At 59.6% G+C, this 12,436-nt stretch carries 5 protein-coding genes and 6 pseudogenes; 7 read left to right on the forward strand and 4 right to left on the reverse strand.

Annotated features, from left to right (window positions below):
- The first annotated feature begins 156 nt into the window (after positions 1-156).
- Positions 157-1,523, forward strand: a pseudogene (locus tag X265_RS36330) (IS110 family RNA-guided transposase).
- A pseudogene (locus X265_RS36335) lies at positions 1,524-2,150 on the forward strand (IS3 family transposase); the annotation flags it as partial. It lies immediately after the preceding pseudogene.
- Between the two features lie 40 nt (positions 2,151-2,190).
- Here X265_RS36335 and X265_RS36340 read toward each other — a convergent pair.
- A pseudogene (locus X265_RS36340) lies at positions 2,191-3,550 on the reverse strand (IS30 family transposase).
- 42 nt (positions 3,551-3,592) lie between these two features.
- On the opposite strand from X265_RS36340, the pseudogene X265_RS36345 reads away from it, so the two are divergent.
- Positions 3,593-3,877: pseudogene (locus X265_RS36345) on the forward strand (integrase core domain-containing protein); the annotation flags it as partial.
- A 302-nt stretch (positions 3,878-4,179) separates the two neighbouring features.
- Here the strand turns inward: X265_RS36345 and X265_RS36350 are convergent.
- A pseudogene (locus X265_RS36350) lies at positions 4,180-5,279 on the reverse strand (ISNCY family transposase); the annotation flags it as partial.
- A gap of 75 nt (positions 5,280-5,354) precedes the next feature.
- Between X265_RS36350 and istA the strand changes: the two are divergent.
- Positions 5,355-6,653, forward strand: a complete 1,299-nt coding sequence (gene istA, locus X265_RS36355; RefSeq protein WP_164934316.1) for an IS21 family transposase — start codon at positions 5,355-5,357, stop codon at positions 6,651-6,653.
- Positions 6,653-7,450, forward strand: a complete 798-nt coding sequence (gene istB, locus X265_RS36360) for an IS21-like element helper ATPase IstB (protein ID WP_128929835.1) — start codon at positions 6,653-6,655, stop codon at positions 7,448-7,450. The genes istA and istB overlap by 1 nt, the downstream gene beginning before the upstream one ends.
- 129 nt (positions 7,451-7,579) lie before the next feature.
- On the opposite strand, the pseudogene X265_RS36365 reads toward istB, so the two are convergent.
- Positions 7,580-8,005, reverse strand: a pseudogene (locus X265_RS36365) (ISNCY family transposase); the annotation flags it as partial.
- A 184-nt stretch (positions 8,006-8,189) separates the two neighbouring features.
- Positions 8,190-9,011 carry an enoyl-CoA hydratase/isomerase family protein gene (locus tag X265_RS36370; RefSeq protein ID WP_128929836.1) on the reverse strand — a complete coding sequence of 274 codons (822 nt, stop codon included), beginning with the start codon at positions 9,009-9,011 and terminating at the stop codon, positions 8,190-8,192.
- Positions 9,012-9,211: 200 nt separating this feature from the next.
- On the opposite strand from X265_RS36370, the gene X265_RS36375 reads away from it, so the two are divergent.
- Together X265_RS36375 and X265_RS36380 are read left to right on the forward strand one after the other, a co-directional pair.
- Positions 9,212-10,750: an AMP-binding protein gene (locus tag X265_RS36375; protein ID WP_128955112.1), complete on the forward strand. Its 1,539-nt coding sequence runs from the start codon at positions 9,212-9,214 to the stop codon at positions 10,748-10,750.
- A 33-nt stretch (positions 10,751-10,783) separates the two neighbouring features.
- Complete coding sequence (locus X265_RS36380) at positions 10,784-12,172, forward strand: amidase (RefSeq protein ID WP_128955113.1); 1,389 nt, start codon at positions 10,784-10,786, stop codon at positions 12,170-12,172.
- Positions 12,173-12,436: the final 264 nt, after the last annotated feature.

Raw genomic sequence — 12,436 nt, forward strand, 5'->3', positions numbered from 1 at the left:
AGCTTATTGGAGGCACTGTCCCCGTTAAAAAACGTGGTCCATGGGCGCATGCGGACTTGAGAGTGGTGACGCCGTTTCGACGGCGATCCCGATTAGGAAGATGACAAATTGGCATAGCCCTGACCCTCCAGCCCATCATCGGACGGAGGAGTTGCGATGCCTAACAGGACAACCGACCGCGGCCCGGACCTAAAGCTGGTCAACCTCAGCCCGGCCGCTATCGATATCGGATCAAAGATGCACATGGCCGCGGTAAACCCGGCCTGCACCGACAAGCCAGTGCGTGCATTCGGCACATTCACGCAAGACCTGCATGAACTGGCGGACTGGTTCAAGATGTGCGGCGTGACCAGTGTCGCGATGGAATCCACTGGGGTCTATTGGATCCCAGTCTACGAGATCCTAGAACAGCGCGGGTTTGAGGTCATTCTGGTCAACGCGCGGTACGCCAAGAATGTACCTGGCCGTAAAACCGATCTCAGCGATGCCGCTTGGTTACGCCAGCTCCACTCCTATGGCCTGTTACGGGGCAGCTTCCGACCGATGCCGAGATCGCAACGTTGCGAGCCTATCTACGCCAGCGCGAGCGGCTCGTGGAATATGCTGCCGCCCATATCCAACATATGCAAAAGGCTCTGATGGAGATGAACCTGCAGCTCCATCATGTTGTGTCGGATATCACCGGCGCGACCGGCATGCGGATTATCCGAGCCATTGTTGCAGGCGAACGCAATCCCGACGTCCCGGCAACCTATCGGGACGTGCGCTGCCACTCATCGATCGAGACGATCCGCGCAGCGCTCGTAGGCAATGACCGCCACGAACATGTTTTCGCGTTAGCTCAATCACTGGAGCTCTACGACGTTTATCAGGCAAAGATGCTCGACTGTGATCGCAAGCTCGAAGTCCTGATCAGTGCATTGAACACCAAAGGAGCAAGACCGGTCGGAAACCTAGCCAAGCCGCGCGTAAAGACCAAGCAGGTCAACACCCCCACCTTCGATGTCAGGACCGCACTGTACAGAGTGCGGGGCGTCGATTTGACTGAGATCCACGGGTTGGGTCCGTCGCTCGCATTGAAGCTCATTGGCGAGTGCGGTATCGATCTAACGGCATGGCCGAGCGCCAAACACTTCACTTCCTGGCTCTGCCTCGCACCCGGCAACAAGATCTCCGGCGGCAAGGTGCTGTCTTCGCGCACACGGAGATCTTCAAGTCGCGCAGCTGCGTTGTTGCGTTTGGCAGCCACAACCGTGGGGCGGAGCGAGACAGCGCTGGGAGCATTCTATCGCCGGTTGTCAGCACGTGCGGGTAAATCGAAGGCGGTGACGGCGACGGCTCGCAAGATTGCGGTTTTATTCTACAACACACTCCGGCACGGCATGAGCTACAAGGATCCTGGCGCCGACCAATATGAGCAGCAATATCGTAGCCGCGTCCTCGCCAACCTACAGCGCCGGGCGAAATCGCTAGGCTTCGTGTTGCAGGCCATCCCGGGCGACGCCAATCCGGCTGTTTCTTAGGAAGGCCGCAGCCTACTTCGCGAAGGAAGCGACATGAAGTTCCCCTTCGTTGCGAAGCACCGGACGATCTGGCCGGTGGCATGGCTATGCGATGCGCTGGGGGTGTCGCGGTCGGGCTTCCATGCTTGGCTGAATCGTTCGCCCAGCGCCAGATCCCGCAGCGACGAGGAGCTCGGCGGCAAGGTCAAGGCCAGCTTCGCCGCCAGCGACCGCACCTATGGCGCACGCCGAGTGTGGCGCGACCTGCTCGCCGAAGGGGCGGATTGTGGCCTGCACCGGATTGAGCGGCTGATGCGGCTGCAAGGCTTGCGGGCGCGGCCGCGACGTCGGCGCTTGCCGAAGGACAGCGGCGATCGACAGCTCGAGACCGTACCGGCGAACCTCCTTGACCGGCAGTTCGCCGCCGAGCGTCCCAACCAGAAATGGATCGCCGACTTCATCTATCTCTGGACGGCCGAAGGCTGGCTCTATGTCGCAGCGGTGATCGACCTGTTCTCGCGCCGCGTGGTGGGCTGGTCGATGAGTGCCGCCATGACCGCACAGCTCGTGACGGACGCATTGTTGATGGTCGTCTGGCGACGCGGCAAGCCGGATGCGCTGTTGCATCACTCCGACCGGGGCAGCCAAGGCGGATTCAAGCGGTCGTCGCAATACCAATTGTGTTCACTCACGATAGCAACTCGTCAAGGGCCTCTGCCGGCGTTTTCCAACCCAGGGTTTTTCTCGGTCGAGCATTGAGGGCCGCGGCCACAGCGGCGATCTCGTCGGCGCCGTGGACGATAAGGTCGGTGCCTTTCGGGAAGTACTGACGCAGCAGCCCATTTGTGTTCTCGTTGGTGCCACGCTGCCATGGGCTGTGCGGATCGCAGAAGTAGATTTGGACACCCGCGTCGATCTTAAGACGATCGTGCTGAGCCATTTCAGCTCCCTGATCCCAGGTCAGCGAACGACGCAGCTCTTCGGGCAAGCTGATGATGGTGCGCGTAATCGCGTCGCGCACCGCTTCAGCTCCGTGCCCTGCGAGAGTAGGCCCATTCTTCATGCGCGGAGCTTCGCCATGCCCCGCAAGCCGGGGAAGATGCAGCAACATCGTGAAGCGCGTCGTACGCTCAACCAGCGTGCCGATCGCCGAGCTGCCAAGACCAAGGATGAGGTCTCCCTCCCAGTGACCCGGCACCGCGCGATCGGCCGCTTCGGCGGGGCGTTGACTGATCATGATCTCCGGCGAGACAGAGCTCCTGTCTCGCCTGCGTACGCGCGCCCTGGGTACCCGCAACACGCGCCCCGTTCGCAAGCAGGCCGACAGTTCGCGGCGTAGCGCTCCCCGCCCCTGAACGAAGAGGGCTTGATAGATGGCTTCGTGGCTGATGCGCATCGTCTTGTCGTCCGGGAAGTCGATCGGCAAGCGTCGGGCAATCTGCTCTGGGCTCCAAGCCCTGGCCCATCGCCGATCCTTGCGCGGGCGGGCGGCCCTTCCACGGAACGGCGGGACCAGGAACGGCAGCGCCACTCAGGGTCGTGACGACGCCAGCCAGCGCTGCTCCCCATAAGTGCGCAAGGTTGTGTTGAGCGCAAGCTTGCTCGGTTTGGGTCGACGGGCCGATCGCTCGGCGTGCCATTGGGCTGTCGACGCACGATACTCCAGGCCGCCGCTGCTCGTCGCGGCATTGCGTCGTAGCTCACGGGAGATAGTCGAGACGGATCGGCTAAGTCGGCGCCCGATCTCGCGGCTCGAAAGGCCCTGAACGCGAAGAAGTGCAATCTCCTCACGTTCCGCAAACGAGAGGTACCGCCCGGACGGCGGCTTGGTCGAAGTACTGAACATCGCTGGTGCCATGCCGCCCGCGTCGGAACAATCTGGTTCCGACAGGCTGCGACATACCAGCCGCCAATGCAGCATCCTCGCTGGTCATCCCCTGCGCGATCCCCAACCAAAATCGCTGGAGTGCAGATCGCCCCGCTACCGGCGGTCGTCCCCGTGACGGCAACGGCGCCCGTCCAGAACGGTGTGATCGTCGCTTTCGAATCCCATCGCAACCTCCTTCGTTCAGGTGTTGCGACGACCGCTTGAATCCGCCCAGTACACAAGCGAGCAGTTCCAGCGCCTGATGGCCGACAACGGCATCGTTTGCAGCATGAGCCGCTCCGGCAACGTCTGGGACAACGCGGCGATGGAAAGCTTCTTCTCCTCGCGCAAGACCGAGCGTACGGCCAACAAGATTTATCGAACCAGAGACGAGGCACGCGCCGATGTGTTCGACTACATCGAACGATTTTACAACACGACGCGCAGGCACTCGACCATCGGCTATCTCAGCCCGGTTGAGTTCGGGCGTAAGGTGGGATTAGCTTGACCGGGTGTCCATCAAACCGGCAGCAGCTCAGTCACGTGTTTCTGTTTAGAATGCACGAGCCGCTCAACAGACACGCCAGATTGTTCATCCATGCGACGCCTTCGGAGCCACTTGATCTAGGACTGACAAAGCCTATAGCGCGCCAATCAGGATGAGAGCGCGTATTGCCTCATGTACTGATGCTCCCGGGTGCGATCGGTTGCCTCATTTATTTTGCTCCTGGCTTGAGTTGAGGAGGAGACCGGGTGCGGAGATGGCCGGGGTTTCGGAGCGCCCGGCCTCCTCCGCTGGTACCTCGCACGTCATTGGAGTGTTGTGACCTCGTACCCTGGCGGCATTTTCTCGCTAGGAGCGAACAGCAGCGCGTTCGCTTGCTCGCTGCGCCAGGATTTCAGCCGACGTTGAAGCGTTCGAAGAAGCTTGTTCGGATAGGCTCCAGGATATTCCTCCTGCAAGCGCGAGAGCAGTTCGCTGCCAGTCCGCCAAGGCTCGGTTTCAAACCATTTTCGCAACTCTGGCGTTGCTCGGATGTGCGGGTCGGGACGACGTCGGCCTCTCTCCGCCTTCACGAGTGGCCGATCCGTCGGTCGCATAGCTCCGTCCTTCCAGGCCGTGCGCAGGCTTGCCAGGAAGCGATCGATCGATTGCGATGCCGCAGCAGGATGGCCGATTGGTTGGGTGTCCCCGAGGACCGCGAGGCGCTCCTGCACGTCGCGGATGTCGCGCAACAACGCGACTGGATCGAGGGCGGCATAGATTTCTTGGAGATGATGGCGGACAGCGTCAGGCGTGCGGGCGTCCGCTGCCAGGCGCTGGTGTGGTGTAGCCGGCGCGCTGTATGTCTTGCGTACACGGGCACCGTCGCGCTGCTTGGCTATCAATTTGAACGAGGGTTGGAAGAAGTTCACGAACAGCCGCGCCGATCGATAGAGTTCAGCCAGCAGCTTGGCCGCTTCCAGGCGCCCTCGAACCGACGATAGCCGACTATCCTGCGCACGACGGCGCCGTTCTTCTGCTCGACGAACGCCTGGTCATTTTTTCGGTAGGGCCGGCAACGCGTGAAGACGATGTTGGCCGCCTCGCAGTAGGCTTTCAGCGTCTCGTTCATGAACACGGTATCATTGTCAGTATCGAAGCCGAGCAGCGCAAAAGGCAATTGTTTGCGCAATTCCGTCAGCACCGTGCTCAACAGCGTTTGTTCGCGCACGATCAGAGGAGCGCACTCCGTCCAGCCGGTAGCAATGCCGGTGAGCACGAGGGTCTGGATGAAGCTGCCGCGCGCAGATGGACCGCTATGCGCGACAAGGTCGGCCTCGACGAATCCGGGCGCCGGATCATTCCAATCTGCCGACGTCCTTATTGGAGCCCTGCGACGCAGGGAATGCGTCGCGTGCCGCTGTCGGGCGACATGGAAAATTGACCCCCTGACGACACGAGGAATTGCCCCCCTCGCGACACGGTCAGAACGGGGGTTTTTATGCAGCGACTCAGTTCAGGTCCTCTGCGGTTCAAAGATCCGCGGAGGGAGGCCATGCTGGAGCCGGACGAGGTTTCGGCGATACTCCGGCTCAACGAGCTGGGGTGGGGTAGCAAACGGATTGCCCGGGAGCTCGGGATTAGTCGCAACACGGTGAAGGACTACGTGGCGGCCGGCGGCTGGACACCCTATCGGCAGCCGCAGCGCAAAAAGGCGCTCGATGGCCAGGAGACCTGGCTCAAGGAGCGCCTGCGGCAGCACCACGGCAATGCCGATGTGATTCGCCAGGAGCTGGCAGCCGAGAAAGGCATCATCGTCAGCCTGCGCACGGTCGAGCGGGCGGTACAGCGCTATCGCCAGGAGCTTGCGGCCGAGGCGCGCGCGACGGTGCGGTTCGAGACACCGCCCGGCAAACAGCTGCAGATCGATTTTGGCGAGCGGCTGGTCGAGATCGGTGGCAGCAAGGTTCGCGCCTACCTGTTCGTCGCCACGTTGGGCTACTCGCGCCGGCACCATGTCAGAGCATTCCGCAACGAACGGCAAGAGAGCTGGTTCGATGGCCTGGAAAGCTCCTTCGTGAAGTTCGGTGGCGTGCCCGAGGAGGTACTGTTCGATAATGCGCGTGCGTTGGTCGTGGAGCACGATGCCGCGATGCGCACCGTCGTGTTCAATGACAAGCTGACCGCGTTTGCCAAGCACTGGGGGTTCCGGCCACGGGCCTGCGCGCCATATCGAGCCCGCACCAAGGGTAAGACCGAGAATGGCGTCGGCTACGTCAAACGGAACGCGGTCGCCGGCCGCACCTTCCCGAGCTGGGAAGCCTTTGAGGCGCATCTTGAAGCTTGGACGCGGGAGATCGCCGACCTACGCCAGCATGGCACGACTGGCGAAGCACCAATTGAGCGCTTCAGGCGCGCTGAGGCGCACGCGCTGAAGCCCATCGCTGGGAGGCCGCCCTTCCAGGCCGCACGTGAACTGATCCGGCGCGTGCAGGCCGACTGCGCGGTCGAGATCGATGGCAACGCCTACTCTGTGCCATGGCGGCTGATCGGCGAGACGGTGAGAGCGACGATCGCCGATGGCGTGGTGCGCATCCACCACGGGATCCATGAGGTGGCCGCTCATCCGATCTGTGTCGGTCGGCGCCGTCGCGTCGTTGACCCTAAACACTTTGAGGGCCTGACTGGCTTTAAACCGAGCCGTGCTGGCGAGCTCGCGTTATCGCCTGTCGCGCCGCCGTCGCCGACGCTGCTGCGGCCACTCGGCGAGTACGAAGCGATTGTGGGAGGGGGCTTCTGATGCGAGCCATTGTCCCCGACCGCCTGAGCGATATGCTGACGCGCCTGAAGCTGACGGCTGTCCGCGACCAACTGGATGGGTTGTTGGATGAGGCCGGTCGACAAGAGCTGAGCCTACGCGAGACTCTGGTGCTGCTGTGCGAGCGCGAGATCGCCCGCAAGGATGAGCGGCGCATCGAGATGACGCTCAAACTTGCTCGCTTCCCGTTCGTTCGCGATCTGTCGGGCTTCGACTTCTCGGCCCAGCCCTCGCTGGATCCGAAGCAGATACGCGAGCTTGCGAGCGCCCGCTGGATCGCCAATGGCGAGAACGTGCTGCTCCTTGGGCCACCTGGCGTTGGCAAGACGCACCTTGCGGTCGCGCTTGGGCGCGAAGCGATCCTGGCTGGGCATTCCGTTCAGTTCGTCGCAGCCACGACTGTCGTTGCGCAGCTTGCCAAAGGTCACAGCGAAGGCCGGCTCGAGGAGCGACTCGCGCAATTTGCCAAGCCAAAGCTCCTGATCATCGACGAGCTCGGGTATCTGCCCTTTGAACCCGATGCCGCGCATCTGTTCTTCCAGCTCGTTAGCCGTCGTTACGAGAGAGGCGCGATCCTGCTGACCAGCAACCGCAGCGTCGGCGAGTGGGGCTCGGTCTTCAGCGACCCCGTGGTCGCCACCGCGATCCTTGATCGTCTGCTGCACCACAGTCACGTAATCACGATCCGCGGCGACAGCTATCGCTTGAAGGAGAAGCGCCGCAGCGGACTTCTGCAGAAGCCCGCTGTACCAGAAGCCAAATCGGAGAAGAAGTCGTGACGCAAGCCGCTCGCTCGCTACAGCGCTATGAAGGGCGCGCTTCGCGAGCGGCTTGCTTCAGTCCTGCAAACAACAAGGGGGTCGCTTCCTCATGTCGTTGCGGGGTCAAATCCGGACGTCGCTTGACAGCCGCCGACGCTTGCGACCTAATCCTTCTCGGACCCCCACCAATGCGCGGTCGATCGTCGCAGCGCTCATTGCCAAAAGTTTGTCGCGGATCTCGGGGGTAAGGTCGAGGTGGCCATGCCGTTCCATCGCCTCAATCAACGCAGGCATTAACGCCTTCAGCCGCTTCCCGCAGATCCGGTCTGACGCCTCCCAAAGGAGCACGAGCGCGTTGTGTTCTACCTCATTATACATTCGACGTCGCGCCCTTCGGCTTGGGCGCGCGTCTTCCTCACCTCGAAGTAGTCGCATCGCCTGCTTGCGATGGAATCCGGTGATGTCGACGAACTCGTCCAATATCCGCGTCTTCTTCGCGCGATCCGAACGCCGATAGCGCGCGCCTGCTGCCGCCGTCAGTTCCTTCCGCGTTGCCATGCTTAGCCACCCCATCTTCGCCCCCGCTCGCTCCCGATCCAAGGGAGCAATTTACGTGAGGCAACGGCTCAGCATTTGGTAACAATTAGGGCGAGACAATGCGGAGTCTCACCCTGATCGCCGCCGCGCAAAAGCCAACCGATCGGAGGACGAGGCAAGGCTTAGGCAGTTTATTTTTGCTGTGCGAAGAGCCTTGGCCTCACACGTCTGCAAATGAAGGAGGCCGGCGCTCACACCACGCTTTTAGGCCCTCTCGGGCATCAGGTGATGTTAGGCTTTCGAAAAACTTCGCATTGATCTCGACCGGGTCAGCAGTGCCTCGACGAATTGAATTGAGCGACGTCTTCAGGCCCCGGAGAGAAGCCGGCGAACGCTGGGCGAGCATCCCGGCAAAATGCTCTAATCGCGCTTCAAGCGCATCCGAAGTACACACCTCGGTAAGATAACCCATCTGTAACAACGTGATGCTGTCAACTTGCTCGCCTGTTAGAAAAAGGCGTTTCGTTTGCGACAGGCCAAGCCGCTCCACGTAACGTCGTAAACCAGAATAGTAGTACTGAATACCGAGGCGAGAAGGAGACATTTGCAAGAGACATCCCCGCGTTCCGATACGAAAATCACATGCAAGCGCGAGGTCAGTAGCGCCTCCGTAAATGTTTCCATTCAGGCCGCATATAGTAGGAAAGGGGCATTCTTCGACAAGATCGCACATCGCGGCGAACAGGGCTGTACATGCCGCCGCACGATCACTCGACAATGTATCCAGGTCAAATCCTGAACTAAAACTTGGACCTTGAGCCGTTATCATTAGTACTCGCACGCTCGACTGCCGAGCCAAAGTCGCGACGATTTCAGAGAAAGTCTCGATGTCTGTTGGCTCGAACCGATTGTGCTGCCGAGACCGGTTCAATTGAATTCTCGCGATCCCTTTTGACACATGCAAGGTCGGCAAGTTCCCGAGCTCAGATGCTTCTTCATTCCTTTGTTTCCCTGCTGCGACCTCACTTCCAAATTTATTCATTCGATTCCCTCGACTGGCGAAACCTGCGCTGCAGGGACGGGTAGGTGAGGCGCGGTTGTCAACGATGAAGCACAGAAGCTTCGGCCCTATGCCCTCAGCCCCTCCGTATTCTTTTTACGTTGACAGATATTTTTTTTACATTCAATAGAATATCTCGGAAACTGGCCCTGCCGGCAGCGCGGCGAGGAGAGGCGTAAGTCATGTCCAACCGCAATTTCTATGTCCTGGTTGAGGGGAGGGCCGAGGCAAACCCGACAGACGTGCTCCTAGAGCTTGAGAGCGGCGAAACGCTATCCGCTCAGTGGCTGCACAAGCTCTGTGGTAGCTATGCCAGCGTCTTCCGGCGGCTCGGATGTGCGGTCGGTGATCGCGTGGCCGTCCAGGTCGAGAAGTCCGCACATGCTTTCGCGCTCTATCTTGCCTGCCTCCGTGCTGGGCTCTGCTATTTGCCCATCAACACAGCTTATCGCTCAGCTGAGTTGGCCTACCTTCTAAAGGACGCGCAGCCTTCCTTCCTTCTCAGAGGACCAAATACGGAAGCTCTTCCCGACATGACGGTGCCTCGGTCAACCAAGGTCTTAACGTTTGGCATCCGGGGTGAAGGAACATTCGCATCACTTGTCAAAGCAGGAGAGACCTCGTTTAGCACCGTCGAACTCAATGGTGCGGCTCCCGCAGCTCTCCTCTACACCTCAGGCACAACCGGCCGGCCCAAGGGTGCTCTGATCAGCCATGCTGCGCTCTCGTACACCGCTCAAACGCTGAGTCGATTGTGGGGCTTCTCGTCTTCGGATGTTCTGCTACATGCGCTGCCGATCTTCCACAGCCATGGTCTATTCATCTCATTCAACGTCGCGCTGGCAGGCGGAGCGCGAATTCTCCTGCAAAATAAATTCGATGTAAGTCCAGTGCTCGACGCAATTCCTCGCTCAACCGTTTTTATGGGAGTGCCAACTTACTATCATCGTCTATTGACCTGCCCTTCGCTGGCCAGCTCTCTTTGCCGAAACATGCGACTGTTCATATCCGGTTCGGCACCACTATCGGCTCCGATGCATCGCGATTTTGAAACTCGGACAGGGCACCGTATCCTGGAGCGTTATGGTTTGACCGAGGCAATGATTCTCTGCTCGAACCCCCTGGAAGGTGATCGTCGACCAGGTTCGGTAGGGCTACCGATTCCCGGTGTTGATTTGCGTATTGCAGGCGAGCGAGATGAAGCTCTGCCTGTCGGACAAGTAGGTATCATTCAAGCGCGAGGACCGGGGCTTTTCTCCGGTTACTGGAACAATGCTGAGCAAACCAAAGCCGAGCTCACAGCAGACGGGTTCTTCCGTACCGGCGACATGGGTCTCGTCGACGAGAAGGGATACGTCTCGATTACAGGCCGCGCCAAGGATCTCATCATCAGCGGCGGATACAACGTCTATCCCGCAGAAGTTGAGGCTGTAATCGATGAACTGACTTCCGTTAAGGAGTCAGCCGTTGTCGGAGCAACTCACGCGGATTTCGGAGAGTGCGTCGTTGCCTTCGTAATTGCTAGCGATAAGAGCGACCCACCGAGCGAAAGCGAGGTGATTCAGCAGGTCAAGCGAAACATGGCAAGTTACAAAACCCCCAAGAAGGTCATCGTAGTCGATGATTTTCCACGGAATGCTATGGGAAAAGTCTTGAAGAAGGAGCTCCGGACGACACTAGCGGACTTTCCCACGCTTGGCTCGGATAACGCCAATAGATAATCGGCCTCCCTAGGCTAACTGGAGATTGCACACTTGTGCGCATACCATCCCGCTGAATTTCAAGCGCTGACATTTCATGATGCGGTACCCGCCTTCAGAGAAGGACGAGATAGCCCGCGCAAATACCTTGAGCGCTGTCTCGAAACGATCGACGCTCGCGAGCCCACCGTGCGAGCTTGGGTCGAAATGAACGTGCGAGAGGCGAGGTCCGTGGCTGATCGATCCACAGCGCGTTACCTCGCGGGACGAGAGCTTTCGACCATCGATGGCATGCCGGTCGGGATCAAAGACCTCTTTATGACAAAGGATATGCCCACGCGTATGGGATCTCCCTTGTTCAGAGACAATCACACTCATCAAGATACGGCTTGCGTCCAGGCATTGAGAGCCGCGGGCGCCATCGTGCTCGGTAAGACAGTGACGACGGAACTCGGCATGTCCTACCCTGGACCGACTACCAACCCGTTCAGCCATCGCCATACCCCCGGCGGATCGTCGAGCGGATCGGCAGCGGCCGTCGGCGCGCGGATGATACCTGCGGCAATCGGAACGCAAGTGGCTGGCTCGGTGATTCGACCAGCGAGCTTTTGCGCGAACTATGCGATCAAGCCGACAATGGGCGCCATCCATCGTGGGGAGCGTCTGGCACTTAGCCAAAGCCACGTGGGGATCCATGCTGGCGACCTTCGTGACATGTGGCATGTGTCGATTGAAGTCGCAAAGAGATCAGGCGGCGATCCCGGCTATCCCGGCCTTTACGGTGAGACAACTCTTCATCCGGCAACCCGGCCACTACGAGTGATTGTGATGGAGGCCCAAGGTGCGGCAGAATTGGACGACGATTCCAGAGACGCATTTGAACGGTTCCTCACTCAGCTTCGCCACGCCGGCGTCCACACCATCGACAGAACCAACCACTCGCTGGTCGACTCGTTCGAACGTGCCATCGACGAAAGTCTTGAAATTACTCGTGACGTTTGTGCCTACGAGATGCGCTGGTCACTGGAGAACCTTGTAGAAAGGTTTGGCGGAGGGCTGAGTGACAGCTTGACCTCTCGTCTGGAACTCGCGAGAAAGATGAGCATAGATGACTATCGTCAACTACTCGCCCAGCGCGATAAGGCAAGAGCAGCCCACGCCGCAATTGCTCATATCGCCGACGCTATCGTTGCTCCGTCCTCCGTTGGACCAGCTCCAAAATTAGACAATCAAGGACTTGACTCGGGCATCTCACATACAACAGGCCTGCCGAGTTACAATGCTGTTACCTCCGTCTTAGGGGCGCCAACTATCACGCTTCCGCTTCTTGCGGTGAGGGGAATGCCTCTCGGAATTCAGGTTATTGGCCAGCAGCATACCGATCAGCACCTTGTAGGTTTAGGGCGTTGGATCAGCGAGACTATTCCGGCGCGATCGGTCTAATCTCTGCTGGCTCATTCTGAGTTCGACCGGCATGGGCCCTTGGCGAGGTAAATTCGGCAGCATCTGATCTCGGGCCCGTATGTTCGTCGATCGTCTCACCATAGGTAGGGGAAGTAGCGCCTAGGTTGAGCGCCGGGCCGGCAAATCGCGTGCTCCTTCGAGTATTGTTGGGCTAAAGGTTCGAGCCTTTGAGCTACCGGTTGACGAACCGGTCCGCCTCTCGTCGCGATACAATTGCGAAACTTTTCGCTATCTACTCGCGGA

The sequence above is a fragment of the Bradyrhizobium guangdongense genome, from assembly GCF_004114975.1.
In the GTDB taxonomy this organism is placed as follows: domain Bacteria; phylum Pseudomonadota; class Alphaproteobacteria; order Rhizobiales; family Xanthobacteraceae; genus Bradyrhizobium; species Bradyrhizobium guangdongense.